Origin of the sequence: Achromobacter sp. AONIH1, assembly GCF_002902905.1 — a bacterium.
Lineage (GTDB): Bacteria > Pseudomonadota > Gammaproteobacteria > Burkholderiales > Burkholderiaceae_B > Achromobacter.
On record NZ_CP026124.1, the window covers coordinates 5,658,562 to 5,685,033 of the forward strand.

Annotated in this window: 25 protein-coding genes; 5 read left to right on the forward strand and 20 right to left on the reverse strand. The window is 67.8% G+C overall.

What is annotated here, in order from left to right:
* Nucleotides 1–98 precede the first annotated feature (98 nt).
* Both C2U31_RS25810 and acnA read left to right on the forward strand, forming a co-directional pair.
* Nucleotides 99–1,007 (forward strand): LysR substrate-binding domain-containing protein, encoded by a 909-nt coding sequence (locus C2U31_RS25810; protein ID WP_103275409.1) that lies wholly within the window; start codon nt 99–101, stop codon nt 1,005–1,007.
* Nucleotides 1,008–1,293: 286 nt separating this feature from the next.
* Nucleotides 1,294–3,999, forward strand: coding sequence for an aconitate hydratase AcnA (acnA, locus tag C2U31_RS25815; protein ID WP_103276578.1), 2,706 nt, complete (start codon nt 1,294–1,296; stop codon nt 3,997–3,999).
* A 97-nt stretch (nt 4,000–4,096) separates the two neighbouring features.
* Here acnA and C2U31_RS25820 read toward each other — a convergent pair whose 3' ends face one another.
* Entirely contained in the window at nt 4,097–5,062 is a 966-nt protein-coding gene (locus C2U31_RS25820) for an OmpA family protein (protein WP_103275410.1), read from the reverse strand.
* 229 nt (nt 5,063–5,291) lie between these two features.
* The gene (locus C2U31_RS25825) at nt 5,292–6,065 is read right to left on the reverse strand and encodes a class III extradiol ring-cleavage dioxygenase (protein WP_103275411.1); all 774 of its coding nucleotides are present in this window, start codon (nt 6,063–6,065) and stop codon (nt 5,292–5,294) included.
* A 286-nt stretch (nt 6,066–6,351) separates the two neighbouring features.
* On the opposite strand from C2U31_RS25825, the gene C2U31_RS25830 reads away from it, so the two are divergent.
* The 3 genes from C2U31_RS25830 to efp all read left to right on the forward strand — a co-directional run bounded on the left by C2U31_RS25830 (nt 6,352) and on the right by efp (nt 9,436).
* Complete coding sequence (locus tag C2U31_RS25830) at nt 6,352–7,554, forward strand: DUF2863 family protein (RefSeq protein WP_103275412.1); 1,203 nt, start codon at nt 6,352–6,354, stop codon at nt 7,552–7,554.
* Between the two features lie 8 nt (nt 7,555–7,562).
* Entirely contained in the window at nt 7,563–8,678 is a 1,116-nt protein-coding gene (gene earP, locus C2U31_RS25835; protein ID WP_103275413.1) for an elongation factor P maturation arginine rhamnosyltransferase EarP, read from the forward strand.
* Nucleotides 8,679–8,875: 197 nt separating this feature from the next.
* Nucleotides 8,876–9,436 carry an elongation factor P gene (gene efp, locus C2U31_RS25840; RefSeq protein ID WP_103275414.1) on the forward strand — a complete coding sequence of 187 codons (561 nt, stop codon included), beginning with the start codon at nt 8,876–8,878 and terminating at the stop codon, nt 9,434–9,436.
* A gap of 118 nt (nt 9,437–9,554) precedes the next feature.
* Here efp and C2U31_RS25845 read toward each other — a convergent pair whose 3' ends face one another.
* The 18 genes from C2U31_RS25845 to C2U31_RS25930 all read right to left on the reverse strand — a co-directional run bounded on the left by C2U31_RS25845 (nt 9,555) and on the right by C2U31_RS25930 (nt 26,085).
* Complete coding sequence (locus C2U31_RS25845) at nt 9,555–10,028, reverse strand: DUF1178 family protein (protein WP_199770895.1); 474 nt, start codon at nt 10,026–10,028, stop codon at nt 9,555–9,557.
* A gap of 89 nt (nt 10,029–10,117) precedes the next feature.
* On the reverse strand, nt 10,118–10,828 hold the full coding sequence (locus C2U31_RS25850) for a DUF2968 domain-containing protein (RefSeq protein WP_103275416.1): 711 nt from the start codon (nt 10,826–10,828) through the stop codon (nt 10,118–10,120).
* Between the two features lie 117 nt (nt 10,829–10,945).
* Entirely contained in the window at nt 10,946–12,346 is a 1,401-nt protein-coding gene (locus C2U31_RS25855; RefSeq protein WP_103275417.1) for a sigma 54-interacting transcriptional regulator, read from the reverse strand.
* A 48-nt stretch (nt 12,347–12,394) separates the two neighbouring features.
* On the reverse strand, nt 12,395–14,497 hold the full coding sequence (locus tag C2U31_RS25860; protein WP_233772505.1) for a pilus assembly protein TadG-related protein: 2,103 nt from the start codon (nt 14,495–14,497) through the stop codon (nt 12,395–12,397).
* Between the two features lie 96 nt (nt 14,498–14,593).
* Nucleotides 14,594–15,001, reverse strand: a complete 408-nt coding sequence (locus C2U31_RS25865; RefSeq protein WP_103275419.1) for a DUF3613 domain-containing protein — start codon at nt 14,999–15,001, stop codon at nt 14,594–14,596.
* 42 nt (nt 15,002–15,043) lie between these two features.
* Nucleotides 15,044–15,886 (reverse strand): tetratricopeptide repeat protein, encoded by an 843-nt coding sequence (locus tag C2U31_RS25870; RefSeq protein ID WP_103275420.1) that lies wholly within the window; start codon nt 15,884–15,886, stop codon nt 15,044–15,046.
* Between the two features lie 23 nt (nt 15,887–15,909).
* On the reverse strand, nt 15,910–16,896 hold the full coding sequence (locus C2U31_RS25875) for a type II secretion system F family protein (RefSeq protein ID WP_103275421.1): 987 nt from the start codon (nt 16,894–16,896) through the stop codon (nt 15,910–15,912).
* Nucleotides 16,897–16,907: 11 nt separating this feature from the next.
* Nucleotides 16,908–17,834 (reverse strand): type II secretion system F family protein, encoded by a 927-nt coding sequence (locus C2U31_RS25880; protein WP_103275422.1) that lies wholly within the window; start codon nt 17,832–17,834, stop codon nt 16,908–16,910.
* Nucleotides 17,834–19,195 carry a CpaF family protein gene (locus C2U31_RS25885; protein ID WP_103275423.1) on the reverse strand — a complete coding sequence of 454 codons (1,362 nt, stop codon included), beginning with the start codon at nt 19,193–19,195 and terminating at the stop codon, nt 17,834–17,836. Before C2U31_RS25885 ends, C2U31_RS25880 begins: the two co-directional genes overlap by 1 nt.
* A gap of 24 nt (nt 19,196–19,219) precedes the next feature.
* Nucleotides 19,220–20,560 carry a pilus assembly protein CpaE gene (locus tag C2U31_RS25890; RefSeq protein ID WP_199770896.1) on the reverse strand — a complete coding sequence of 447 codons (1,341 nt, stop codon included), beginning with the start codon at nt 20,558–20,560 and terminating at the stop codon, nt 19,220–19,222.
* A complete protein-coding gene (locus tag C2U31_RS25895) occupies nt 20,557–21,864 on the reverse strand; it encodes a type II and III secretion system protein family protein (protein ID WP_103276580.1) in 1,308 nt (435 codons plus the stop codon). The genes C2U31_RS25890 and C2U31_RS25895 overlap by 4 nt, the downstream gene beginning before the upstream one ends.
* A 289-nt stretch (nt 21,865–22,153) precedes the next feature.
* Nucleotides 22,154–23,095 (reverse strand): Flp pilus assembly protein CpaB, encoded by a 942-nt coding sequence (gene cpaB, locus C2U31_RS25900; protein WP_103275424.1) that lies wholly within the window; start codon nt 23,093–23,095, stop codon nt 22,154–22,156.
* Nucleotides 23,092–23,574: a TadE family protein gene (locus C2U31_RS25905; RefSeq protein ID WP_103275425.1), complete on the reverse strand. Its 483-nt coding sequence runs from the start codon at nt 23,572–23,574 to the stop codon at nt 23,092–23,094. Before C2U31_RS25905 ends, cpaB begins: the two co-directional genes overlap by 4 nt.
* 15 nt (nt 23,575–23,589) lie before the next feature.
* Nucleotides 23,590–24,015, reverse strand: a complete 426-nt coding sequence (locus C2U31_RS25910; protein WP_233772506.1) for a pilus assembly protein — start codon at nt 24,013–24,015, stop codon at nt 23,590–23,592.
* Nucleotides 23,997–24,518, reverse strand: coding sequence for a prepilin peptidase (locus C2U31_RS25915; RefSeq protein ID WP_158658462.1), 522 nt, complete (start codon nt 24,516–24,518; stop codon nt 23,997–23,999). Before C2U31_RS25915 ends, C2U31_RS25910 begins: the two co-directional genes overlap by 19 nt.
* 159 nt (nt 24,519–24,677) lie before the next feature.
* Complete coding sequence (locus C2U31_RS25920) at nt 24,678–24,857, reverse strand: Flp family type IVb pilin (RefSeq protein ID WP_103275426.1); 180 nt, start codon at nt 24,855–24,857, stop codon at nt 24,678–24,680.
* Nucleotides 24,858–24,956: 99 nt separating this feature from the next.
* Nucleotides 24,957–25,136: a Flp family type IVb pilin gene (locus tag C2U31_RS25925; protein ID WP_103275427.1), complete on the reverse strand. Its 180-nt coding sequence runs from the start codon at nt 25,134–25,136 to the stop codon at nt 24,957–24,959.
* A 118-nt stretch (nt 25,137–25,254) separates the two neighbouring features.
* Nucleotides 25,255–26,085: an MHYT domain-containing protein gene (locus C2U31_RS25930; RefSeq protein ID WP_103275428.1), complete on the reverse strand. Its 831-nt coding sequence runs from the start codon at nt 26,083–26,085 to the stop codon at nt 25,255–25,257.
* Between the last annotated feature and the right edge of the window lie 387 nt (nt 26,086–26,472).

The window sequence follows — 26,472 nt, forward strand, 5'->3', positions numbered from 1 at the left end:
TGGCGCACAGCTTAGGCGTTCCGCATGCCAGACAATAGAGGCCAATTTCAGGAATAATTGTCCTGCTTGTCAGGACAATCTCAACACATGTTTCCTTTATGACTTCCCATATTCACCACCTGGACGACCTGCTGCTTTTTAGCGAGGTGGTGGAAAAAGGCGGCTTCTCCGCCGCCGCCCGCATCCTGGGCCTGCAGCGCTCCAAACTCAGCCGGCGCGTGGCGGACCTTGAAGCCCGGTTGGGGCTGCGCCTGCTGCAACGCAATACCCGGCATATCTCGCTGACGCCCATGGGCGAACAGATCTATGTGCACGCCCGCGCCATGGCGCGCGAGGCGCGCACGGCCTATGACCTGGCGGCATCGATGGGCGACACGCCCAGCGGGCTGCTGCGCATCACGGCGCCGTCGGCCCTGGCGGTCACGCTGCTGGGCGACCTGATCGGACGCTACTGCCAGCAGCACCCTCGCGTGCGCGTGCTGCTGGACACCCGCGACCAGATCATCGACCTGGTGGGTGAAGGCTACGACCTGGCCTTCCGCGCGCAGGGCGCCTCGCTGACGGACTCGCGACTGGTGGCGCGCGAACTGGCCCCGGTTCCGCTGGTCCTGGTCGCCGCGCCGGACCTGGCGCGCGCCGACCTGCGCCGTCCGCGCGACCTGACCGCGCTGCCGCTGCTGGCCCATGCCACGCAGGACAGCCTGCAGAACTGGCAATTCAGCCATCCTTCGGGCGAGCGGGAGTCGCTGGAGTTCACGCCCCGCAGCCTGAGCAACAATCCGGCCGCGGTGCGCGAGATGGCGCGCGCCGGCCTGGGCATCGCGCTACTGCCGCACTATCTGTGCGCGGCCTCGCTGGCGCGCGGCGACCTCGTCGCCCTGCTGCCGTCCTGGACCGCCGCGCCGGCCCGCATCTACGCGGTCATGCCCGCCCGCCGAGGCACGCCGCTGGCCCTGCGGCGGTTCCTGGACTTCGCCATCGCCGAATTGCCCGCGCGGCTGGGTTGAACGCCCGCCGCGTGCCGGCCGCCATACGCTTGCAGGACTTTCTTGGTAAAAAAACAGGGTCCCCGCGGGGATGCGCCCGCCGCCTCGCGCGTTGGCGGCGGCGCGCGAGGCGGGCCGGACGGCCTCGGGCCCGGTTTGGGCAGGGCCGGAACTTTGACGCGCCACCCAAGTCTTATATAAGATATAAGACATAAGGTCCGCCGCGAGCTTGTCACGCTTAGAATGACAAACGCGCCAAAACGCCAGAAAATGCCGGCTTCACGCGGGCGAAACCATGGAGTCCATCATGCCGCACAACACCCTCGACACCCTGAAGAATTTCAAGATCGGCGACAAGTCCTGTCAGTACTATTCGCTGCCGGCCCTGGGCAAGGCCCTGGGCGTGGACGTGCAGCGGCTGCCCGTCTCCATCCGCATCGTGCTGGAGTCGGTGCTGCGCAACTGCGACGGCAAGAAAGTCACCGAAGAACACGTCAGGCAGCTGGCCAACTGGCAGGCCAACGCCAAGCGCGAGGATGAGATCCCCTTCGTGGTGGCGCGCGTGGTACTGCAGGACTTCACCGGCGTACCGCTGCTGGCCGACATCGCCGCCATGCGCTCGGTGGCCGACCAGATGGGCAAGAGCCCCAAGAGCATCGAGCCGCTGGTGCCGGTCGATCTGGTGGTCGACCACTCGGTCATGATCGACTACTTCGGCACCAAGAACGCGCTGGACCTGAACATGAAGCTGGAATTCAAGCGCAACCAGGAGCGCTACCAGTTCATGAAGTGGGGCATGCAGGCCTTCGACACCTTCGGCGTGGTGCCCCCGGGCTTCGGCATCGTCCACCAAGTCAACCTGGAATACCTGGCGCGCGGCGTGCACCAGGACAAGAAGCACAACGTCTACTACCCCGACTCGCTGGTGGGCACCGACAGCCACACCACCATGATCAACGGCATCGGCGTGGTCGGCTGGGGCGTGGGCGGCATCGAGGCCGAGGCCGGCATGCTGGGCCAGCCCGTGTACTTCCTGACCCCCGACGTGGTCGGCGTGGAGCTCAAAGGCAAACTGCGCGGCGGCGTCACCGCCACCGACCTGGTGCTGACCATCACCGAAATGCTGCGCCGTGAAAAAGTGGTGGGCAAGTTCGTCGAATTCTGTGGCGAAGGCACCGCCAGCCTGTCCGTGGCCGAACGCGCCACCATCGGCAACATGGCGCCGGAATACGGCGCGACCATGGGCTTCTTCCCGGTCGACGAACGCACCATCGACTACTTCCGCGGCACCGGCCGCACCGAAGCCGAGATCGCCGCCTTCGAAGCCTATTTCAAGGCCCAGAAGATGTTCGGCGTGCCCAAGGCCAAGGACATCAACTTCACCAAGCTGCTGACGCTGGACCTGTCCACCGTGGCGCCGTCGCTGGCCGGCCCGAAGCGTCCGCAGGACCGCATCGAGATCGGCAACGTCAAGAACACCTTCATCGATCTGTTCTCCAAGCCGGTCGCCGAGAACGGCTTCAACCAGCCCGCCGACAAGCTCGGCCAGACCTACACCACCAGCGCCGGCACCAAGGTCAAGAACGGCGACATCCTGATCGCGGCCATCACGTCCTGCACCAACACGTCCAACCCCAGCGTGCTGCTGGCGGCCGGCCTGCTGGCCAAGAAGGCCGTCGAAGCCGGCCTGACCGTGCCCAAGCACATCAAGACCTCGCTGGCCCCCGGATCGCGCGTGGTCACCGAATACCTGACCAAGACGGGCCTCCTGCCCTACCTGGAAAAGCTGGGCTTCGACGTGGCCGCCTACGGCTGCACCACCTGCATCGGCAACGCCGGCGACCTGACCCCGGACCTGAACGAGGCCATCACCGGCAACGACCTGGTCTGCGCCGCCGTGCTGTCGGGCAATCGCAACTTCGAGGCCCGCATCCACCCGAACATCAAGGCCAACTTCCTGGCCTCGCCGCCGCTGGTCGTGGCCTATGCCCTGGCCGGCACCATCACGCGCGACCTGATGACCGAGCCCGTGGGCCAAGGCAAGCACGGCGACGTGTGGCTGGGCGACATCTGGCCGAGCACCGAGGAAATCGACGCGCTGCTCAAGTTCGCGCTGGATCCCAAGGCCTTCCAGGCCAACTACGGCCAGGTCAAGAGCAACCCCGGCGAACTCTGGGAACACATCAAGGGCGTCACCGGCGACACCTACAACTGGCCCGACTCGACCTACATCGCCGAGCCGCCGTTCTTCCAGGACTTCGGCATGACGCCGGGCGCCACGCCGACCGTCAAGGGCGCGCGCGCGCTGGGCGTGTTCGGCGACTCGGTCACCACCGACCACATCTCGCCGGCCGGCTCCATCAAGGAAACCTCGCCCGCCGGCAAGTGGCTCAAGGAACACGGCGTGATGAAGGCCGACTTCAACAGCTACGGCTCGCGCCGCGGCAACCACGAGATCATGATGCGCGGCACCTTCGCCAACGTGCGCATCAAGAACCTCATGATTCCCGCGCTGCCGGACGGCAGCCGCTTCGAAGGCGGCGAGACCCTGTTCCAGCCCACCGGCGAACAGATGTCCATCTATGACGCGGCCATGAAGTACGTCGCGGCCGGCACGCCCACCGTGGTGTTCGGCGGCGAGGAGTACGGCACCGGCTCGTCGCGCGACTGGGCCGCCAAGGGCACCCAGCTGCTGGGCGTGAAGGCCGTGATCACCCGCAGCTTCGAGCGCATCCACCGCAGCAACCTGGTCGGCATGGGCGTGCTGCCGCTGCAGTTCAAGGGCAACGACAGCGTGCAGTCGCTGGGCATCACCGGCGAGGAAACCTACGACATCTCCGGCCTGGAAAACGGCATCAAGCCGATGCAGGACGTGACGCTGACGATCACCCGCAAGGACGGTTCCAAGCAGGACGTGACCGTGCTGCTGCGCATCGACACGCCGATCGAGGTGGACTACTACCAGCACGGCGGCATCCTGCCCTTCGTGCTGCGCCAGCTGCTGGCGGCCTGAGCCCGGGCCCCGCGCGGGCCATCAAGGCAAAAGCCCCCGGAACCTCGCGGTTCCGGGGGCTTTTTTGATCACCGGGCCATGCCTCGGTGGCGTGTCGTCACTGGCTGACCAGCTCGACGCGGCGGTTCTTCGCGCGGCCGGCCTCGGCGTCGTTGGCGGCCACCGGCGCCAACGACGCCACGCCGCGCGGCGACAGGCGCGCGGCCGGGATCTTGTAGCCCGCCTCCAGCGCCTTGACCACGGCGTCGGCGCGCTTTTGCGACAGGTCCATATTGCCGGCCAGCGTGCCCTGGTTGTCGGTGTGACCCACCACGTAGACCTTCAGGTTCGGATTGGCGTTGAGCAGCTTGCCCATCTCGTCCAGCGCCGCCTTCGATTCAGGCTTGACCACGGCCTTGTCGGTATCGAAGTACACGCCATAGATCGCGACGCGGCCCGATTCGGCCAGCGACTTCTGCATGGCGGCCATGTCCAGCACCTGGACCTGCCCCGTTTGCATCGGCTTGGTTTCGAGCACCTGCTGGAACACCGGCGTGATGTGGTTGGAGCCGTCTTCCATCACGTCCAGGAACACGTAGATGTCGCCGGTGGGCGCTTCCTTCTTGGCCAGCACCACGTAGTACTTGCCGCCGAACGTGGCATCGCCCTGGCCGGGCTGGCGTACCTTTCCGCCGTTGATGACGAAGGACTGGAAATCGCCGCCGCACTGCTCGTCGCCCTTGCATTCGAACAGGGTCTTGAAACCGCCGGCCTGCAACGCGCCCTGATAATTGCGGTAGACCTCCAGCGCCGATTTCTTGCCGTCGATGCGGTAGGAGATGCGGGTCAGCTTGCCCTCCAGCTCCAGGCCCTTGGCCTCGGCTTCGCGCGGGATCGGCCGGTCGGGCATCACGGCTTCGTCGAAGTCCTTGTGTTCGTAGGCGCGGATCTCGGCGCCCTCGAAGCGGGTCAGCGCGGGATGGTCCTTGGATCCCTTCACGTCCTCGGCCCAGGCCGGCGACGACGTCGCCAGCGACGCCGCGATGGCGGCCAGACACGCGGATTTCACGATATGCGCATTCACGATCTCTACACTCCCGGCCGGAAGGCTCCGGCATGCGTCCAGAAAGGAAAACGCCCGCGGATACGGGCGGCAGCCATTATGCGCAGGCGTTTTGAAATTTCAAACCACACCGGGTAACAAACCGTAGGCAAGCGCGTCCGGGCGCGACGCGCCCCCCGTCTGCTACGGGTTTCGACGGGCCTTTTATCCTTAGGCCCCGAACCCGCTCGGGTAGCCCGAGCGGCCTCTGTCAATCGAAGGCATAGGCATCCATCGCCAGGGCGCCATAGGAAATCTCGTCGTTCAGCCGCGTGGCCCGCCCGCCGCCCGCGCCCAACGCCACGTAGAGCGGCATCAGGTGATCGTCATGCGGATGGGCCTGCGCCGCGCCCGGCGCCCGCGCCTGCCAGTCCAGCAGCGCCGGCAGGTCATGGTCGGCCAGACGGCCGGCATACCATTGCTGGAACGCCGGCACATACGACGCCGGCGGCGCATCCTGCGGCATGCGCACATCGCGCAGATTGTGCGTCAGCGAACCCGAGCCGATGATCAGCACGTCCTCGTCGCGCAGCGGCGCCAGCGCGCGGCCCAGTTCGAGCTGCCCGGCGGCGTCGCGCTCCATGTCCAGCGACAACTGCACCACCGGCACGTCGACCTCGGGATACAGGTAGCGCAGCGGCACCCAGGCGCCATGGTCCAGCGGACGGCGCGGATCACGGTCGGCGGCGATGCCGGCGTCGGCCAGCAGCGCCTGCGCGCGCGCGGCCAGTTCCGGCGAACCGGGCGCGGCGTATTGCAACGTGTACAGCTCCGGCGGAAAACCGCCGAAATCGTGCCAGGCCACCTGTTGGTCGCGCGTGGACAGGGCCAGGCCATGGCCCATCCAGTGCGGCGACACCACCAGGATGGCGCGCGGCTTGCGGCCCTGCGCCTGGCTCCAGGCGGCCAGCGCGGGGCCGGTCAGACCGGGCTCGACGGCCAGCATAGGGGAACCGTGGGAAACGAAAAGCGTGGGCCAACGCATGGCGCTGCCTCCTGAATAAAATCCGATGACAACATTTTCTTCCGATTTGATTGAGCAATAAATATGGAATTTCGACATGCTCTGTTGCCAAAATCGGATCAATACCTCCCACCGTTTTTGCAGCCGCGCCGCGCGCGCACGAAAAGGCGTGCCGCAATCGCCTTCCCCCCGCCCGGGCTCCAGCATCCATGCGCCTGCGCGCGGCCACGGCCGACACCGCAATGATCCGGTTCAGCGCGGGCGTTAAACTACGCTGTTGCACACTCACTGGATGCCCATAGAAGTCATGGCCCGTTCCCGCAGCCAATCCGCTCCCCGCCTGACCCGTGACGCCAGCCGTCTGATCACGCTTGCCCAGGCGCTCAACCGCTCGGGCAGCCGCGTCGAGGACATCTTCTGGGAAGCCCAGCTGGCCGAAGCCATCCCGAAGCTGCTCAAGGCCGGGCAAGACGCCCCGCTCGAAGCCGCGCTGGACCATCTGGCGCAGGCCGATGTCGGCGCTTACGAGGTGCTGATCGAACAGGCGGAAACCCTGTCCGAATCCACCAAGATCGACAAGAACGGCGTGCGCCACGATGTATTGCTGGTGGTGGCCCCGGTGGTGGCCTGGACGCGCTACGCGATCCCGACCGGCGCCATCTCCGCCAGCGCGCAGCAGGCGGTGCTGGCCCAGCTGCATGGCCATGTGCTGTCCAGCCAGGCGCGCGCGGCGCTCATGCCCTGGCTGGTCAGCGTGGACCAGATGCCGCGTACCTTCTCCGAAACCTGGCAGTGGCTGCAACGCCTGGGCACCCAGGCGCTGGGCGCCGAAACCATGAAACCGGCGCTGAACACCGAGGCCGAAACGGCGAACATGCTGGCGGACACCCGCTACATCGTCGCCGCGGTGGCCGTGCCCGAGCACGCCCCCATCTTCCGCTGGCAGGAACAGATTGGCGACGCCGACGCCAGCCGCGAAGCCTGCCAGCAACAATGGGCCGCGCAGGCCCAGCCCACGCTGGCCGCCCTGCTGCCCGGCTGCGGCTTCGAATCGCTGCTGCCGGACGCTTATTACGTGAGCAACCGCGAAGCCGACCGGCGCGTGCGCCCGCTGTCGCTGCGCGCCGCCATCAGCTGGCTCGAAGGCGCGGTCAATCTCGAAGCCTCGCAACTGCGGGCCGTGGTGGCCGGCTGCGGCGAAAGCAGGATCGACGAATACCGCATCGGCTTCACCGCGCGCAACAGCAACGACGTGTACTACGGTTGCGTCTGGCCGCTGTACGGGCGCGAGGAAGACCTGCCGGCCGACGAAGGCCAGCCTGACGTGGTCGACGAAATCGCCGCGCTGCTCAAGGAATACGGCGTCAACGACGTGCGCCGCATTCCCGGCCTGCTGCCGCCCGACTACTGCGAGGACTGCGGCGCGCCCTACTTCCCGAATCCGCTGGGCGAACTGGTGCACGCCGAGCTGCCCGAGGACGCCGAGGCCGCGCCGGCCAAGTTCCACTAGGAAGCGCGATGCGGGCGGACATCTTCTGCCGGGTCGTCGACAACTACGGCGACATCGGCGTGTGCTGGCGCCTGGCCCGCCGGCTGGCCCAGGTTCCGGGCTGGCGGCCGCGCCTGTGGGTCGACGACCTGCGGGCCTTCGCCCGCATCCAGCCCGGGCTGGACCCGGAACAGGCGCGCCAGCAATGCCTGGGCATCGACATCATCCACTGGACGCCGGCGCCGCCCGCCGACCTGACGCCCGGCGACGTGGTGATCGAGGCCTTCGCCTGCGATCCGCCCGACGCCTTCCTGGATGCCATGCGCCAGGTCCATCCGGTCTGGATCAACCTGGAATACCTGAGCGCCGAAGCCTGGATAGAAAGCTGTCACGGCCTGCCGTCGCAACGGCCCGACGGGCTGGTCAAGCATTTCTACTTTCCCGGTTTCACTCCGGCCACGGGCGGACTGCTGCGCGAGCCCGGCCTGTCCGCCGAACGCGACGCGCTGCAGGCTTCGCCCGAACAACAGGAGTCCGTGCTGCGCGCGCTGGGCGTGCCGCAGCACGCGCTGTCGCGCCGGCGCGACGGCGCTCGCCTCGTGTCCCTGTTTTGCTATCCGAACGCGCCGGTCGACGCACTGGCCTCGGCCCTGGCCGCCGATCCGCGCCCGACCGTGCTGCTGGCGCCCGAAGGCGTGGCGCCCGGCCTGGAAACGGCCTGCGCCGCGCCGGGCCGCCCCGCCCTGGTCAGGCTGCCCTTCGTCAGCCAGCCGGACTTCGACCGCCTGCTGTGGTGCGCCGACCTGAACTTCGTGCGCGGCGAGGATTCCTTCGTGCGGGCCGCCTGGGCCGCGCGTCCGCTGGTCTGGCAGATCTACCCGCAGCACGACCCGGTCCATCTGGACAAGCTCGAGGCCTGGCTGGCCCGCTACCCCGCCACCGAAGGCGCCCGGGCGCTGATCCGGGCCTGGAACCAGCCCGACAGCCCGCAAGCCCTTGGTCCGGCCCTGGCCGCCGCCCTGGCGCCCGAGGCCTGGCAGGCCTGGGCCCGGGCCGCCCGTGACTGGGACGCAGCCCAGGCCGACCGGCCCGATCTGGCGGAAAATCTGGCCGCATTTTGCGCAGAGTTGGCCAAGAAACGCTAGAATAGAGAGTTTTCTGAGAAGCCCTGACGCGATCGGGCCTCAAAATACTGACGCCTCCCGGGGTGTGCACAAGATCGAAAACCCGCGTGAAATCCCGCATCCGCCCGCCAGATGATGGCGATGGCGGACCAGGGTCGACAAGGCGGTGATTTGTGCAAGCACGGCGAGTGCACCCCTTACCCCCCGGAGTTTTATCGATGAAAACCGCTCAGGAATTGCGAGTCGGCAACGTGGCCATGGTCGGCAAGGACCCGCTGGTCGTCCAGAAGGCTGAATACAACAAGTCCGGCCGCAACGCCGCCGTTGTGAAGCTGAAGTTCAAGAACCTGCTGACCGGCGCCGCCAGCGAATCAGTCTACAAGGCCGACGAAAAGTTCGAAGTCGTCCAACTGGAACGCAAGGAGTGCACCTACTCCTACTTCGGCGACCCGATGTACGTCTTCATGGACGAAGAGTACAACCAGTACGAAATCGAAGCCGACAGCATGGGCGACGCCCTGAACTACCTGGAAGAGTCGATGCCCGTGGAAGTGGTCTTCTACGACGGCCGCGCCATCTCGGTGGAACTGCCCACGGTCATCGTGCGCGAAATCACCTACACCGAGCCGGCCGTGCGCGGCGACACCTCGGGCAAGGTGCTCAAGCCCGCCAAGATCAACACCGGCTACGAACTGAACGTGCCGCTGTTCTGCGCCATCGGCGACAAGATCGAAATCGACACCCGCACGAACGAGTACCGCAGCCGCGTCAACAACTGATCCCGGCCGCAAGCGAAAAAGCCAGACCTTCGGTCTGGCTTTTTTTTGCCTGTCGTTCGGGGATGAGTCCGCGCCCGACGTTTGTTGACCGGGCGTTTATCGCCTGGTTGGCCCGCGCCTATTGCAGCCGGTCGTCGTCCAGGAAGTCAGGCAGCGCCATGACCTCGATGCCGTCCTCGGCCAGCGCCTCGCGCTCTTCGCGCGACGCGGTCCCGCGAATGGGGCGTTCGTCGGCCTCGCCCTCGTGGATGCGGCGCGCCTCTTCGGCGAAACGCGCGCCGACATTCTCGGTGTTGCGCAGCATTGCCCGCACCTGGGTCAGGACGGCGGCCTGCAGGGCCGCTATTTTCTGGGCATCGGACGCACCGGCGGGCGCTTCGGCCTGCCGCTGCTGGGGCGCGGGCTCAGGCGCGTGCAGGTGCGCGACGTTCAGCCGAGGCGCCGACAGGCGCTTGGTGATCGATGCCGACCCGCAGACAGGGCACGTGACCAGACCTCGCGCCTGCTGCGCGTCGTAGTCTTCGTGCGAACCGAACCAGCCTTCGAAGATGTGGCTGTGCTCGCACTGGAGGTCGAAAACTTTGAGTGCCATGGGGTCTATATGAGGATCACCCGGCAGAATACAAGAAAGCGGGCCCAGACGGGCCCGCCATATCGCATGCCGGACGCACTGAAGAGCGCTTACCTGCCCCGCTTGGACGACGCGCCCGCGCCGCCGAGCTGGGCCTGCTGGGCCTGCAGGGCGTCGATCTGGCGCTGCAGATCGCGCAGTTGCTGGCGCACGTCCTTCTGCTGGTCGGCCAGGGCGGTGGCTTCCTGGCGCGATTGTTGCTGGCGGGCGGCGACCTGCTCTTCCTGCTGCATGCGCAGCGTGTTGTCGGCCTGCAGCGTGCTCAGCTGGGCGTTGCGGCTGGCCAGCAGCTTCTCGTTGTGGGCGTACTCCGCCTGCAGGCGGATGCGCTGGATATCGACCTCGGCCAGTTCCATCGACTGGCCGGCGAAGGCGCGGTAGGTGGCCTCGGCCTGCTTGTCCGACTGGGTCTTGACCACGCGCCAGAAATCCTTCTGCTGGAACAGGGCCACGTAATAGGTCAGGTCGTCCGGCTTGAACAGCAGGCTGGCGCCATAGGTGCCGTTGTAGGTCGTGCGCAGTTCCGAGACCTGGCGGTTCTGGATCAGGCTTTGCAGCTCGGCGACGGTGCTGGCCGGACGCGCGGCGGGCGCGGGCGGCGGCGGCGTCACCGGCGTGGACGCCGCCTGCGTGTCTTCAACCTGCTGGACCGCGGGCCGGGCCGCTTCGGGTTGCTGGGCGCTGGCGCAAGCCGCCAGACCGGACAGGGCCGTACCCAACAGCGCCATGCGCGCGGTGGCACGGATAAAGTGGACGTTCATGCCTACCCCAAAAAAATCGTTGCGGAACTATAGCAATTTATTGCTCCGGAAGCTGCCGCGCGCGCAGGGCGCGCCGCCCCGGATGTCGCCCTCTACGGGCCATTCCCTATTGCGCCTTCAGGAGGCTTCCACCATCCCGTCCGCGGTTTCACCCTGCCCGCCGCCCAGATGCAGTTTGCGCATCTTTTCCCACAGCACCTTGCGGCTGATGCCCAGGGTATTGGCGGTGTCCTGCCGGCGCCAGCCGTTGGCGTCCAGCGCGGCCAGGATGCGGGCGCGCTCGGCCCGTTCGGCATCGGTGAACACCGGCGGCTCGCACTGCGCGCCGCCCGCGCCCATCGCGGCGGGCGGGCGCAGCGGCTCGGCCAGCTGGTCGAAGATGCGCTCGATGCGCGCCCGGTCCCAGGACTGGAACTGGCGCCGGACGATGGCCACGCGCTCGGCCACGTTGGACAGCTCGCGCACATTGCCCTCGTAGCGGGTGGCCCCGACGCGTTCCAGCAGCCAGTCCGGCGGCTCGTCCCCGGCGCCCATCCGCTCCAGCAGGGAGCGGAACAGCGCGACCTTCTCGGCGGCCCCGCGCTGCTCCAGGCTGGGGATGCGCAATTCGATCACCGCCAGCCGGTAGTACAGATCCGCGCGGAACTCGTCCTGCGCCACCAGCACTCGCAGATCCTTGTTGGTGGCGGCGACCAGCCGGAAATCCACCGGCACTTCGTTCGCCGAGCCCAGGCGCGTGACCGTGCTCTGCTCCAGCACCCGCAACAGCTTGACCTGCTGGTACAACGGCAGGTCGCCGATCTCGTCCAGGAACAGCGTGCCGCCACTGGCCTGCTCGAAATAGCCCTTGTGCGCGCCGACGGCGCCGGTGAACGCCCCCTTGGCGTGGCCGAAAAAATGCGCCTCGAACAGTCCTTCCGGGATGGCGCCGCAATTGACCGCGACAAAGGGGCCGTCGGCCCAGGCCGCGCGGTCGTGCAGCAGACGCGCCACGCGCTCCTTGCCTACGCCGGTTTCGCCATGGACCAGCACGTTGCTGCGACAGTCCGCGTACATCTCGGCCTCCGCCAGCAGGGCCCGCATCGGCTCGGACACGGCAATCAGCGGCTGCTCGCGCCGGGGCGCGGCCGGCCGGGCCTGGCCCAGCACGCCCAGCAGCTCGAACAGCAGCTTGCGCAGGTCGGCCGTGGTGAAGGCCAGCGGCAAGGTATAGGAATATTCGGGCGGGTAGTAACGCGGATCGCGGCCGCGCGCCTCGGAGGCCACCCAGATGATGGGCAGCGCCTGCACGGCCAGCCAGTCATAACCGCTGAAACGGTTGTCACCCATCACCGACACCGACACCAGCGCCACGGCGGGCCGGCCCGGATCGCGCGGCGGCGGGAAGGCCGTGCCGGCGTCCGCCCGCACCAGCGTCACGTCCATGCCCGCCAGGCAGCGCTCGGCGCGCGCGGCGATGTCGGAAGTGCCCTCCCAGACATACAGATCGAACTCCTCGCGGACGAATTTCTGATTCATTGGCAAACCACGCAGCCCGCTTCCGGGCTTCCAGTTAGAGGTTCCAGATCAATACACCAGCCGGGGCTTGCCGCAATCCACCGACAGCAGCGACACATCGGTCTGGCCCAGGCTCAGGCCCAGCAGGTTCAGCAGTTGCTGCAGCAGGTTCGACAGCATGTCCAGCAGCGGCTGCAGCAGCGTCACCACGACCGACAGCACGCCGCTCGCCTGATTGCCACCGGTCAACGCCAGGCTGCTGACGGCGCCGACCCGGCACTGGCGGATGGCGTCCGGCACGATCGCCAGCGCGCAGGTCAGATCGCTCAGCGGCGCCAGCAGCAGCGAACTCAGAATATTGCCCACCAGCTGCAGCGTGCCCCCCAGCACCCCGGTCAACCCGCCCGTGCTCATGCGCTGCCCGAGCTGATTCATGGCGTCCGTGGACCACTGCATGTTGTTGACGACTTCCGATACGGACTTGCCCGGGTTCGACCCGCCGCCGCCCACCAGCTTGGTGGCCAGATCGGTGCGCTGCTGCTCGGTCAGCGGCGTGCCGGTGTTGAACAGGTCGCCCAGGATGCCGCCGATCAGCGCGTCGGCCAGATTCGAGGCCAGCTTGGTCAGGTCCAGCGAGGTGGCGTTGACGGTGGCCGTGGAATTGGGCGATGGCGGCGCGGTCAGCGTGACCGGCACCGGCGCCGCTGAATTGAAGACCGGCAGCGTGACCTTGCTGGTCAACGGCAGAATGCCCAGCACATTGAGCACCTTATAGCGCTGAATGGTGTTGAACGAAGCCGGCTGGCAGGCATTGGTCAGGGCCAGGAAGTTGGCCGGACTGGTGTCGCTGTCGGAGGTCATGCCCGGGAAACGACCCAGGCAGACATTGGCCAGCGACGAGGTCACGTTGATGGTGGCCTGCGTCGAGGTCAGCGGCGCCTGGCACAGCTTCGCGAGCGTGCCGGTGGACTGGGCCACGTCGATGATGACCGGCAGGTCGACCCAGGTCCCCAGCGTCGTGCCCAGGAGAGGACCGAGCACGGGGATATTGCTCGTGTTGATGCGCAGGTAGACGCGGATGCCCGCGCTGGTGGCCGTTGCGCCCACGCCGCCCACCGCGATCGTCGGCGGCTCGACGATGCGCACTTTCGACTGCACGCCCAGCAGCGGCACGTTCAGCCCCAGGTCGATCAGGTTCTGCCCGTTGGCGATCACCAGCGCGGTTTGCAGGATGTTGAGCGCGTTGACGTTCGCCTGCAGCGCCGACGTGACGCTGCCGCCCACCACCTGCAGATCCAGCACGCCGCCATCGCCGAACAGCTTGACCGGCAGGTTCAGCGGCATGACCTGCAGCACCGTCTTGATGGCATTGTTCAGCAGCGTGATGTCGGCCGCCGCCGTGCCCGCCTTGTTGATCACGGTCAGCGTGGCGTTCAGCAACTGGCCCAGCGTCAGGTTGCTGACCGCCGCCAGCTGGGCGGGCGTGCCCACGCCGGTGGCCACCGACAGCGGCAGGCCCAGCGCATCGAGCAAGCCGGACGGCGTGATGTTGACCGTGGCCAGGCCGGCCGCGTCGAGCACGTCCAGCTGCTGCGGCGTGGCGCCCACCGAGGCCAGGATCTTGGACAGGAGACCGCCCTTTTCCAGCCGCAGCAGCCGCGATCCGACCGTGAAGGCTGCCACCGGCTGCGTGCTGGTCGCCACCGCCTGCACCGACACGACGGTGTCGCCGCCGACGAAGGCGCTGGGAATGACATTGCCCAGCGTCTTGCCGATACGCACGCGCATCGCATTGGGCAGCTGGCCGCTGGCCGGATCGAACAGCGGCATGCCGCCGACCGGCGGGCGCGTCGGATCCCACAGTTTGCAATCCACGGTCACGTCGGCCGCGGAAAAGGTGTCCAGGATATTCGGCAGATTGGCCAGCGCCGCCGACACGCCCGCCGCCTTGGCGCGGCTGCAATCCGCCGCGGCGCCCGTGCCCAGCACCTGCACGGCCGACAGCGCGGCCAGATCCGCGGCCTTCTGGACCTCGCGCTTCATGTAGTAGCCATAGCCCAGCTGCGCCACGCCCAGCAGCACCAGGCCCACCAGCACCGCGAACACGACGGCGACGGTCATGCTGCCGCGCTGCCGCGAGCGAGGAACGTAACGGATCGAGCGGGTTGACATGTTCGCGACTCCGCATGGATACGAAGACCGGCGTGCCTGGACCGGGGAACCCGCGCGTCCCGGGCACCGGCCCGGGGCGCGCGGAACGCATGCTGATTAATTGGTGTTCTTGGTTTCCATCCGCTTCTGGAACCACTCGGGAATGGGATGGGAAAAACTCTCCAGATACCGGTTCCAGGCCGCGGAGGACACCGGCCCCAGCATGGGCAGCGCGCCGCCCGCGCGGCGGCCGTCGGCCTGCGCCTCGAACAGCGCGCGCGTGATGTCGCCCACGGCTTCAGGTCGCGGCTCGGGCTCGGGCGCGCTCGCCTGGGGCGGCGGCATCGGCGTCTGGACCTGCTGCACCACGGGGCGCGCCGGCATGTCGGCCGCCGGCACGGGCGCGGCTTGCGCTTGCGCGCCGCCGTTCATCGCGCCGGTCAGGGGCGCGTTCGATTGCGCCGTCGCGCTCGCGCTGATGAATAGCGCCAGGCACAGGGTCACGCGTTTCGGGTCTGGGAACATGACGGTTTTCCTGGGAAATATCGGTTTGCTCATCAATCGCGCTCAACGCACGATGGGCCCGTTGCCGAGCCGGTCCATCATGGGCCCCACCACCGGCGACACCGGGGCCGCGCCTGCCGCTGGCGTCCGCAAGGGCGTGGCGTCCGCCAGCGGAGGCGGCGCATTCTGGCTGCGCACCTCCGAAGCCAGGCGCAGGACCTGCGCGCGCGCCTCCTCGCCCAGCCTGGCCTGGTCCATCACCCGCTGCGCCTTGACCGCGTCGCCTTCCACCAGCAACAACAGGGCCAGGTTGGCCAGCACCTTGGGATTGTCCGGCGCCAGTTCGGCGGCCTGGCCCAGCGGCACCCGGGCGCCGGCGGGATCGCCCGCCCGCAGGCGCGCGTAGCCCAGGTCGCCCAGAATGCGCGGATCCGTCGGCGCCAGCTTGGCCGCGCGCGAGAAATCGTCCGCCGCCTGCGCGTACTGGCCGCGCGCGCCGGCGATCAGGCCCAGCCCGTGCCAACCGTCGGCGGCCTGTGGCGTGCCCAGCAAGGCCCGGTACGCCTGCTCGCTGGCGGCGGTCTGCCCCGTCTGCCGCAGCGCCTCGGCGCGCATCGGCCCGACACGCGGATCATTGCCGAACTGCTGCTGGAAGGCGTCGATATAGGCCAGCGAAGCGAAATAGCGCTCCTGTCGCTGCGCTTCGGCGATCATGCTCAGCATCAGCTCGGGCTCGGCGGGCCGCCGCTTGTTCTCGGCCTCGTCCTCCTTCTGCCGCGCCAGCGCCTGCTCCTGTTGCTGCTGCTGAATCAGTTGCCACGCCGACTCGACGTTGTTGGTCTTGCACCCCGACAGGCCCGCGCCCGCCATCAATGCCGCCAGCGCCGCCCACCGCAGCCTGCCCATCGTGCTTCCGATACCGCCCGCCATCACATCCCCCCCATGCGCGACAGACCGCGCAATACCGCCACGAAGCCCGCGCCACCCGTCACGATCAACAGGGCCGGCAGCAGGGTCACGATCATCACCCCCGTCATCTTGACGGTGGTCTTGCCGACTTTCTCCTTCAGGTCCAGCCGACGCTTGTCGCGCAGCCGCTCGCCGAAGCGCTGAAGCGGCTCCTGCACCGCGCCGCCATGCTGGTCCACCTGCGCGATCAATCGGCAGATGGCCGAGATATCGTCGTTGTCGAAGCCTGACGCCAGCCGCGCCAGCGATTGCTCGCGCGTGCGTCCGCGCACATGCAGCTCGGTGGCCAGCCGCAGCTCGTATGTCAGCACTGGCAGCACCTGGGCGAATTCCTTGACCAGCACCTGCAGGCTCTGGTCGATGGACAGGCCCACGCCCTGCAGCAGGCGCAGCAGATCGATCAGCAGCGGCAGTTCGTCGGCCGCCTGCCGCCGCCGGCGCGCCAGCCGCCGGCGCACGAAGATCTTCGGCAACATGTAGCCCACGGCGAAACCCAGGAAGGCCGCGATCAGCACGCCGACCGAGGAATCGATCAGATTCTTCTCCAGGTCCAGCGCCACCGCCGCGATGGGCAGCAGGATGGCCAGCACGAAGCGCGCCGCCACGAAGCGCGACCGCGCCGCCACCGGATTCGCGTAGCCCGCCATATCGACCAGCTTGCGGTCTTCCGAAGCCATCAGGGCTTCGGCCAGCCGCCCTTCCGTCAGGCGCTTGCCGAAGGAATCCGCCGCGCGAGCCGCGGCGGCCAGGCGGCCCGGCTCCTCGGGCTCGGCCGCCTTGGGCCGTCCGCTGCGGGTGGCCAGCGCCTGATCGACGACCTGGCGGCTGCGGCCCTGGCCGCGCAGGCGACGCACCATGCTGACGCCCAGGACCAGCATGGCGACGGCCACCAGGGTCAGCGCCATGGCCAGCACCAGGGTCGGGTTCAGGGATTCCAGCGCTTGCATCCTCGCCCCCGTCAGATGGATTTGGCCATGCGGTACAGCCAATAGGATCCGCCGACCTGCATCGCCACGGCGGTCGCCAGCATCTTGAAGCCCAGCGGGTCCTCCCACAATCCCACGAACAGATCGTTGTTGGCCACGATGATGAAACCGGCGATGCCCAGCGGCAGCAGAGCCAGGATCCAGGCCGACAGGCGGATCTCGGCCGAGCTGGCCGACAGCTCGCTGCGGGCCTGGCTGACGTCGCGCATGAAGGCCGCCATGCGCTCCAGCACCTGATCGCTGCGGCCGCCGAAGCGCAGCGCGATCGACACCACCGCCGCCACCATGTACAGCTCCTTCAGCCCGTACTGGCGCGACACGTGCGCCAGCGCCTCGTCCAGTTCCTTGGCCGAGCGGCTCAGGGCGGCGGCGGTCTCGACCACCTCGCGCAGCGGCGCGTCGGCGCTGGCGGCGGCGGTCTGGAAGGCCGAGGCCATGCTGTTGCCGATGGTGATGAGCCGGACCATGTTGTCCAGGAAGGCCGGCAATTGCGAGATCATGCGGCGCTGGCGCTTGTCGGCGCGCAGCCACAGCAGGAAATAGGCGCCGACGGTCAGCAACAGCAGCGTGACGAAGCCGGACAAGGCGCCCAAAAAGGCCCAGGCCAGCAGCGCGCCCGCGACGATGGGCGCGAAGATCCGCAGGTAGAGTCCTGCGCCATGCCGCAGGCCGGCCAGCAGCAACAGCCGGTCCCACCACGAAAAACCGCTGCGCGCCGCGCGCGCCCCGCCGGCGAATGTCGCCCCACCGATCGGCACGTCGCGCGCGCGCCGCAACTGGTTTTCCAGGAAGGCGGAACTCGCGGCGCGGCGCGCGCCGCTATTGGCGTGCCGCCACAGCAGCACGGCCGCCACGGCCAGCACCAGCGCCAATGCCGCCAGGACCAGGGCTTGCTGCATCAGCGCCTCCGGCTCCAGAACCCGCCGCCCCCGCCGTCGGACTCCGGCGCGCCGCCGTCGGACTGACGCGCCTCGTGCCGCATCTTGGCGAGCTTGGGCGTATGCGGATGGATGCCCAGCCAGTTCCAGCGGTCCTTTTCCTCGCCCTCCGGCGTGGCGAAGGATTCGTGCCGGTAGAGTTCCTGCGTCGAGATCACGTTGTCGCCCATGCCCGTGACTTCGGTCACCGACAGCACGCGCCGCTTGCCGTTGGACAGGCGCCCGATCTGCACGATGAAATCCAGCGCGCTGGCGATCTGGCGACGCAGGCTGTCCTCGCTACCCTGGAAACCGGCGAAGCCGGCCAGCATCTCGATGCGGTACAGGCATTCGCGCGGCGAGTTCGCGTGGATGGTCGCCATGGACCCTTCATGGCCGGTGTTCATGGCCTGCAGCATGTCCATCACCTCGGCGCCCCGAACCTCGCCCACCACGACGCGGTCGGGCCGCATGCGCAGGCTGTTGCGGATCAGCTCGCGGATGGTGACCGCGCCGCTGCCGTCAAAGCCGCCCTGGCGCGCCTCCAGCCGCACGACGTGAGGATGGTTCAGCGACAGTTCGGCGGTGTCCTCCACCGTCACCACGCGCTCGGTTTCCGGGATGAAGAACGCCAGCGCGTTCAGCAGCGAGGTCTTGCCCGAGCTGGTGCCGCCGGACACCAGGATGTTGCAGCGGTGCTTCACCGCCTCGCTGAGCAGCCGGTAGATCTCTTCGTCGAAGGTGCCCAGCGTCAGCAGGTCGGCGGGCTTGAGCGGATCCTGGCGGAACTTGCGGATCGATACCATCGGCCCGTCCACCGCCAGCGGCTCGATCACCACGTTCAGGCGGCCGCCGTCCGGCAGGCGGGCATCGACCATGGGCGTCGACTCGTCCAGGCGCCGGCCCATGGGCGCCAGGATGCGGCGCACGATGCGCAGCACGTGCTGGTTGTCGGTGAAGCGCAGCGTCTCGCGCGCCAGCACGCCCCGCCGCGACACGAACACGTTGTCATAGCCGTTGATCAGGATGTCCTCGACCGCGGGATCGGCCAGCAGGTCTTCGAGCGGCCCCAACCCGGCCAGCTCCTTGGTGAGGGCCTCCGAGATCTGCCGCATCTCGCCCTCGTTGATGGGCACGCGGCGCAGGCGCACGAAGCTGGCCACCTCGATATCGACGAATTCCTGGATGGCCGTGCGGGCCCAGCGGCCGAATTCCGCCCCCAGTTCCTCGATGCGGGACAGCAGGTGCTCGTAGGCCGCCGTCTTGATTTCCTGGTAGCGATTCGAAGCGGAAAAGCCCCGGTCGCCGTCGCCGCCGAATTCTATGGTGCCTGTCATGATCATGTCGGATTCCGCCGCCGTCCCTTGTCAATCCACCACCATGCGGCGATGCACGCCCGGCAGCCAGGTGGCCAGCCAGCTCGCGCGCCCGCCGGGCGTGTGTTCTTCCGTGCTCAGTTTTTCCGCCAGCGCATGCACGGCGCGCACATAGACGTCGCGCTCGGCCTCCTCGTGCAGCAGGCGGCCCTGGTTGGTGCAGACCATCAGGGCCAGCGTGCGGTCGGGCAAGGTGCCGACCAGTTCCAGCTGGAAACGCTCGGCGATCTGCTGCGCGGTCATGCCGTAGCGCTCGTCATAGCGGTTGACGATCAGGCCCAGGCTGCGCCGATCCACGTGCAGCTGCTCCAGTTCCTGCAACAGGCCGGCCAGCGACACCAGCGCGCCCACGCTCTGGTCGGTCACGATCCAGTTCTGCTGCGAAGTGCGCGCCAGGCCGGCCACGAAATCAGGATTGTTGAAGCCGCCGGCATCGGCCACCACCACGCCGAAATGCTGGCGCAGCCGCTCGAACACCAGCAGCGAATCGGATTGCGAGATATCGCGCATCTGGCCCAGATCGCGCGGCAGGGCCAGCACGCTCAGGCCGTTGGCCGTGTGCGCCATCGCCGAGCCCAGCAGGGTCGGATCCAGGCGGCGCAGGTTGCGCGCGGCCTCGGCGAAATCGAAGTCGCTGCCGATGTTCAGATAGAGCTGGCAATCGCCCACCGGCCAACCCAGGTCCAGCAGCGCCACGCGGCTGGACAGCGGCTGCATGGCGCCGGCCTCGGCGGTTTTGGACGGCTTGGCGCCGCTAGCCCCGGCACGCAGCGCATGCGCCTGCTTCATGCGGTCCTGCACCAGGCCGGCCAGGTGCACGGCCAGCGTGCTGGTGCCCACGCCCGGACGGGTGCCCAGCAGCAGCACGCTGCGCCGCTGGCCGTCGGCGCGCCCGCCGCCGGCGACGGGCGTGTCCAGCAGGCGCTGCACCACGTCCTTCACTTCCTGCGGCGCGACCGAGGGATCGACGAAATCGCTGACCCCGGCGCGCAAGGCGGCGATGGCGCCTTCGGGCTGGCTGAGCAGGCCCACCGCGACCCTGGGAATGCCCGGCGCGATGCGCGCCAGCAAGCGGGCCAGCTCGGCCGAACGGAACAGCTTGCCGGGTTCATCCTCGCTCAGCGTGAAGTCCAGGAACACCACCTGCGGCGCGATCTCGGCCAGGCGCTTGGCCAGGTCCTCGACGGCGGGCGCTTCCTGGGTCAGCATCCCCAGATCGCCGATGGCCTGACCCAGCTGCGCGGCCACGCCATCGCCCTTGGAACAAAACAAGAAGCGGTTCCCGCTCTGCAGGCCCACCCATTCCCTGGCATGTGTCTTCATGTCGCTCACCGTGAAAAACCCGGCATCTGCTGCCCGCTCATCGGACCCATCAGGTAATAGCCCCAGGCGTTGAACGCGGTGTCGCTCGCCTCCTGCTTGGCCCCCGGCAGCGGCAGGGATACGCCGCGCGCGATGGGACGCACCAGCCGGGGCGTCACCACGATGACCAGCTCGGTGTCTTCCTGCTTGTAGTCCACGCTGCGGAAGAAGGCGCCGATGATCGGCAGGTCGCCCAGCATGGGCACTTTGTTCACCAGCGCCTTGGTCTGGCGCGACACCAGGCCGCTGATCACGAAGCTCTCGCCGTCGCCCAGTTCGATGGTGGTGTCGGCCCGGCGCGTGCGCAGCGCCGGGATCACCGTGACGTTATCGGCGCTGGTGACCAGTGGAATGCCGTTGCTGTAGTCCAGTTCGCTGGCTTCGGGCGCGACCTTCAGCGCGATGCGCTCGCGCGATAGCACCGTCGGCGTGACGGTCAGCCCGATGCCGAAGGGCTTGAATGCGACCGTGACCGATCCCAGGCCGGCCGCCTCGGGCACGGGCAGTTCGCCGCCAGCCAGGAAGCTGGCGCTCTGCCCGCTCAGCGCCACCAGGGTTGGCTCGGCCAGCACCCGGGCCATGTTGTTCCCCTGCAGCAGGCGCAAGCGCGCGCTGAAATTGTTCGAGTCATAGAACAGCGAGAATCCCGAGGCCAGCGGCGCGGACTTGTTGAAGCCCAGCGGCGCGGTGAAGCCATCGGGCGTGATCGAGTTGGTGCCGCCCCAGGGACCGCTGCGGCCGGCGAAGCTGATGCCCGCCTGCTTCATCACGGAACGCTGCACCTCGACCACCTTGACCTCGACCTGGACCACGCCGCCCGGCCCGGCGGTGGACAGGTCCACCACGTTCTTCTCGCCGCCCACGGCCGAGGCCGCCGCCGACACGGAACCCTGATGGCTCAGCTGCGACTCGGCATGCCCGGACAACACCGCCTTGTCGCCGGCCATGTCCACGTTGGCCCCGCCACTCACGCCGCGCCCGGCCAGCACGCCCTGGACCGGGCCTGACACACGCACGTTCCAGACCTGCGGCGCGGCATTGGCGCCGCTCCATACCTGCAGCTGGGTGGTGCCGGCCTTCTTGCCATAGACCAGCACCGACGCGGCGCGCTTGCCGGACGCCGGCAGCACTTTCACATCGGCCACTTCCGGATCGCCAATGGCGATGCGCGACGGCGCGCCGCCAAGCATCAGGGTCTGCTGCCCCCTGACCGCCACCGCGATATTGCCTGCGGGCGCCACGGCTCCCTGCGCCGGCGCGGCGTTCTGCGCCATCGCGGCCGGGCTGCCGGCCAGCGTCGCCGCGGCGGCCAGCGCGCAGATCACCAAGGCAGAGCGCCGCAGGGCAGCCCACCCTCGCGGCGCCACGCATGCCTCCCTGAGGAGGGCGTCACCGCGGACCGGCAAAGCCGGCTCCGCGCGGCCCCGATGGAGCGATATCCCATTCTTGCGATGCGTGTGGCGCGCCTGCGCCATGGACAACTGATATCTCTTCATCATGCTCGGTCAGATTATGGTTGCGGTCTCTGGGGCCTGTACACAGGGCTGCCGGCGGCAGCCGGGTTCAATAGCGCACGCGTTCGGATTTGTCTCCCCTGACGATTTCCACGCTGCGCCCGCCACCGCCCGACCCGCGCGCGGCCTGGCGCGGCGACAGCGTGGTGCCGTCCATTTGCAACAGGGTGTCGCCGCCATAGGCCCTGTTGGGGCCGCTGTCGAGCAGCTCGCGCTGTCCGGGCGTCAGGTCGGCGCGCGCCTGCATCGCCGCGCGGCGCTGCGGAAACAGGGCGATATCGGGCACGCCCGCGTCACCCAGCGGACGCAGCGCCAGCTGCAGCCGTCCGGCGCGGCTGGCCAGCATCAGCTCGCTGACGCGCTCGACCGGCACCGCCAGCACCGCCGTCTTGGCCGGCTGCGCGGGCGCGCCCTGCTGCAACAGCGATTTCTCTTCCGGGCCGTCCAGCGAGTTCGCGCCATAGGCCAGCACGCGCAGCTGCGATTGCAGCAGGCGCGCCTGGCCCGCCTGCACTTCCGAGCTCTTGTCCAGCATGAAGAACACATCGACGAAATCGCCCGGCAGGATGCGATTGCCGCCGCCGCTCACTTCATCCACCGCCACCGCCAGCGCGCGTTCGCCCGGCTGCAGCAGGCTGGCCATGCCATGCGCCAGCATGGACGGCAAGAGGGGATCGCCCACGGCGACGTCGGTGCGCACGATCGCGCCGGCGAGCAGGTCGGCCGCCGGAAAGCCGCCCGACAGGGCCACCTGCCACTTCGCCACTTCCAGCATGTCCGGCGCGATGCGCGTACCGGCCGGGATCGCCTTGGCCGCCACCACCACGGGATAGAACTTGACCGGCTCCTGCGGCGCCGGCGCGCTGGCCGCGACGGGCGAGACCGGCTGCGGCGGCGAGGACGGCGCCGACGCCAGGCGCCAGGCCACGAAAGCCAGCACGAGCCCAGCCGCCAACAACACGCCCGCGATGATCTTGCTCAGGCTGCTCATGGTGTCCCTTGTGAGATTTGCACGGTGGCTTTGGAAGACAATCTGGACGGGATCCAGTCCTTGTTCGTGCCGGGCAGCATGGCGATGAGCGCCTGCATGGTGGCCAGCACCGGCCAGGACTGGGTGTTGTAGGTCATGGAGATCGTGGCGCAGTTGGCCGTCTGTCCGCCCGCGCCGCTCCAGGCGCAAGGCGCGCGGGTGATGGCGCAGCCCACCGCGGAGCCGGTCGAGAACACGCCCATCGCCGCCGTGCAGGCCGCGCCATTCACGTCGGGCGCGCCCGAGAAGCGCGCGAACACGGCGGCGCGGGCGCCTTCGTTGGCCGCCGCGGCCAGCTGTTGCTGCATCCAGAACAGCACGCCATAGCCGACCACGGCGCAGATGAACATCAGCAGCATGGTCAAGGTCAGCGAGAACTCCAGCGCGGCGATGCCGCGCTGCCCGCGGCATGCGCCATGGCGATCAGGAGTGGGCTTCATCGCGGGCCGCATGGCTCAGGTATCTCCGTCCATGGTGTTGCCGAGATACACGGTGGCCCGCGCGCTGAGCACGCTGGATGCGGACATCAGCGCATCCTGCAGGAACGGAAAGGCGGGGATCAGCGGGTGCGCGCCATAGGCATAGGACACCGTCACTTCGATCTGGTCCTTGGCCAGCGTCATGCCGCTGCAGGCGCCGCCGCCGGCGCTGCTGAGCGTGCCGGTGCTGCCGCAGACCGCCACCTTGACCGGCGCGGAGGACATTGTGCTGACCCAGTTGGCCAGGGCCAGCGCGGTGTCGCGGCCGGCATTGGCGCGGGCCGTCAGCGACGGCGTGCCGGCCTGCCATTGCAGCACCTTGCGCGCGCCGTCCTGCGCGGCCAGCGTGATGGAATGCTGTGCGGCGAACACCAAGGAGTAGGTCAGGATCCCGTAGAACACCAGGAAAAACACCACGAATACCAGACCGAATTCAAGGGAATAAACACCACGCTGAGCGCGGCGGCGCCCAGATACGCGCCATAGGGAATCTGCTTCCAGCGGTCGGCCAGCGCCCAATGGCGGTTGATCAGCAAATAGGCCAGCGCATGCAGGCCCGCCAGCAGGCTCGCCCCCACCAGCGTCACCATCAGCGGCGCGAAGCCCAGCAGCAGGCCGAGTATGGCGATGGCCTTGACATCGCCCGCGCCCATCTTGCGCCGCGCCCAAACAGGCAGGAACAGGAAGGCGCAGAAAAAGCCTGCCAGCGCCATGCCCCAGCCGGCCCAACGCGGCGGAGGCATCCAGCCAGGAACCAGCCAGGCGGCCAGCAGCCAAAGCAGCTGCCCCGCGAATCCCGCGACGATGAGCGTATTGGGAACGCGGCGATGGCGCAGATCGGCGTGGATCAACACCAGATTCCAGTATGCGAACAACAGCCACCACAGCGCTTCCCCTGGATACAAGGCACGACCTTCCAACGGTTACCGATACGACCGCAGCGCGTCCGTCCGAACGGACGCCGCCCCTCCAATCCGTGCATCGCGAACACCACCGCGGCAGTCCGCGGGCGGGGCCCCGGAACCTGGACCGTCCGCGGCGCGCCGGGCTTGTTCCCGAGGGCCTCAGGTGCCCTGGGCCGCGTCGAGCTTCGCCTTGAGCGCCTGGTACATGCTCTGAAGACTGCCGGTGAACAAGCCCACCGACGCGATCAGCGCGACCGCGACCAGTCCGGCGATCAGGCCATACTCCAGCGCCGTGATGCCGGCGTCGTCATTCCAGAACTGCATGAGCTTGGCTTTCATCTCAGACTCCTGCTCTGTCATCAGCTCCACCCTTGGCCGGGCGGACCCTTGGAACCGGCGGCCGGCACTGGGCCATCCGCCGGCCCGCCAGCCGACCCATCAGGTGGTCCTGGCGGTATCCAGCTTGGTCTTGAGTGCGTTGAACATGTCTTTCAGACTGCCCGTGAACGCGCCAACGCCTATGACCAGGGCCACTGCCACCAGGCCCGCGATGAGCCCGTATTCCAGGGCGGTGATGCCTTCCTCATCGTTCCAGAACTGCGCAAGTTTCGCTTTCATGTCGAGCTCCCAAGGTCTCGATTGATCAATTGAGCCGCCCGCGCGTGCGAAGCATGCTCGCTAAGGCCAGGAACCGTCCGCAAGCCCGCTGGCGCCGGCCTGCACCCGGGCCCTGTGCCTAACCCGGTCCCACCGTGGGACCGTGGGTCCTGCCCGGCTCCACGGCGGGAGCCGATTCGATGATGGCGTCGATGCGCTGCGCCAGGCGAGCGCGAAAACGGCTGGAGGCCCGCTGCAGGTGCCAGCGCATGAGCACCAGCACCACGGCCGACAGCCCGAAGGCAATATAGGGAAGCAGCACGCCGCCGATCTGCATGCCGGTTCCGTCGCGCGGCGCGGCGCACACCACCGTGCCCGCCGCGGCGCCGGTGTAATGCATGCCACACACGGCCACGGCCATCAAAACGGCCGCTCCGGCGCGCTGGAGCTCATTTTGCGTATTGAAAGCCAGCCATAATGCGGCCGACGCGGCGATTACGGCTATCAAAACCGATAAAACAACGAGCGGCAGATTCCACAGGAATACTGCCGGCATGCGCATGGCGCTGATGCCGACATAATGCATGGCGGCGACGCCCAGGCCTGCGGCCAGGCCGCCGACCAGGCAGCGTCCGATCGTGAAACGGTCACGTCCCACATACCAGAAAGCCCACCCGGAGAACCCCGCGGCAACCAGGAAGCTGAGTACGGTCAAACCCACCTGATAACCAACCAGGAAGGGCAGGTCCTGCGCCTGCATGCCAATGAAGTGCATGCTCCAGATACCGACGCCGCCCATCGCCACCGCGCCGATGAGGATATAGCCCAGGCGGATATCGCCGTCCTGCGTTTCCGTGCGGATGCCGACAGCGGCAAGCAGCGCCACATAGGAGCCCAGCACCGCCGTCAGGAACGACAGCGCGACCAGGCCGCCATTGAAGGAAAGCGGAACGACGTCACCCGGATTCATGCGCGCCCCCGAGGCAGCAGCCCCTGGCCTGCCTGTCTTGCCGAACGTTCGCCGCGACTCGTCTTGCGGTCATCCTGGCACATCTTGCGGACTCCGGTTAACCCGAAAATCGAAAGTGTTTAGAAACGTGTATATAGTCTTATCTATTAACAATTAATACACATCAGGGTTTATACCAGCATTCACAGCGTGACAACAACAGACATGTAACTCCTACCCCCAATATTCAGAACAATCATATTGGAAACCCTTGAGAACTCCAGGCCAGACAACGGTTTCACTTGATTTCAGCGTGCCGTCGGCCAGCATCCCGGGCAATTACGGCAAGTGGCCATCCGGCCACAATGAAATAAATTGTCATTACCCATGGGCGCTGGCAAGATACCG

Excerpts from the sequence above, each read along its gene's own strand:
- C2U31_RS25810 (WP_103275409.1), top strand. The coding sequence starts at position 99 with ATGACTTCCCATATTCACCACCTGGACGACCTGCTGCTTTTTAGCGAG.
- C2U31_RS25880 (WP_103275422.1), bottom strand. The coding sequence starts at position 17,834 with ATGCAGCAAGCCCTGGTCCTGGCGGCATTGGCGCTGGTGCTGGCCGTG.
- C2U31_RS25920 (WP_103275426.1), bottom strand. The coding sequence starts at position 24,857 with ATGAAAGCCAAGCTCATGCAGTTCTGGAATGACGACGCCGGCATCACG.
- C2U31_RS25825 (WP_103275411.1), bottom strand. The coding sequence starts at position 6,065 with ATGCGTTGGCCCACGCTTTTCGTTTCCCACGGTTCCCCTATGCTGGCC.
- C2U31_RS25885 (WP_103275423.1), bottom strand. The coding sequence starts at position 19,195 with ATGATCATGACAGGCACCATAGAATTCGGCGGCGACGGCGACCGGGGC.
- C2U31_RS25930 (WP_103275428.1), bottom strand. The coding sequence starts at position 26,085 with ATGAATCCGGGTGACGTCGTTCCGCTTTCCTTCAATGGCGGCCTGGTC.
- C2U31_RS25925 (WP_103275427.1), bottom strand. The coding sequence starts at position 25,136 with ATGAAAGCGAAACTTGCGCAGTTCTGGAACGATGAGGAAGGCATCACC.
- acnA (WP_103276578.1), top strand. The coding sequence starts at position 1,294 with ATGCCGCACAACACCCTCGACACCCTGAAGAATTTCAAGATCGGCGAC.
- C2U31_RS25870 (WP_103275420.1), bottom strand. The coding sequence starts at position 15,886 with ATGGGCAGGCTGCGGTGGGCGGCGCTGGCGGCATTGATGGCGGGCGCG.
- C2U31_RS25830 (WP_103275412.1), top strand. The coding sequence starts at position 6,352 with ATGGCCCGTTCCCGCAGCCAATCCGCTCCCCGCCTGACCCGTGACGCC.
- C2U31_RS25845 (WP_199770895.1), bottom strand. The coding sequence starts at position 10,028 with ATGGCACTCAAAGTTTTCGACCTCCAGTGCGAGCACAGCCACATCTTC.
- C2U31_RS25875 (WP_103275421.1), bottom strand. The coding sequence starts at position 16,896 with ATGCAAGCGCTGGAATCCCTGAACCCGACCCTGGTGCTGGCCATGGCG.
- efp (WP_103275414.1), top strand. The coding sequence starts at position 8,876 with ATGAAAACCGCTCAGGAATTGCGAGTCGGCAACGTGGCCATGGTCGGC.
- C2U31_RS25860 (WP_233772505.1), bottom strand. The coding sequence starts at position 14,497 with ATGTCAACCCGCTCGATCCGTTACGTTCCTCGCTCGCGGCAGCGCGGC.
- C2U31_RS25855 (WP_103275417.1), bottom strand. The coding sequence starts at position 12,346 with ATGAATCAGAAATTCGTCCGCGAGGAGTTCGATCTGTATGTCTGGGAG.
- C2U31_RS25895 (WP_103276580.1), bottom strand. The coding sequence starts at position 21,864 with ATGGCGCAGAACGCCGCGCCGGCGCAGGGAGCCGTGGCGCCCGCAGGC.
- C2U31_RS25905 (WP_103275425.1), bottom strand. The coding sequence starts at position 23,574 with ATGAAGCCCACTCCTGATCGCCATGGCGCATGCCGCGGGCAGCGCGGC.
- C2U31_RS25865 (WP_103275419.1), bottom strand. The coding sequence starts at position 15,001 with ATGTTCCCAGACCCGAAACGCGTGACCCTGTGCCTGGCGCTATTCATC.
- cpaB (WP_103275424.1), bottom strand. The coding sequence starts at position 23,095 with ATGAGCAGCCTGAGCAAGATCATCGCGGGCGTGTTGTTGGCGGCTGGG.
- earP (WP_103275413.1), top strand. The coding sequence starts at position 7,563 with ATGCGGGCGGACATCTTCTGCCGGGTCGTCGACAACTACGGCGACATC.
- C2U31_RS25850 (WP_103275416.1), bottom strand. The coding sequence starts at position 10,828 with ATGAACGTCCACTTTATCCGTGCCACCGCGCGCATGGCGCTGTTGGGT.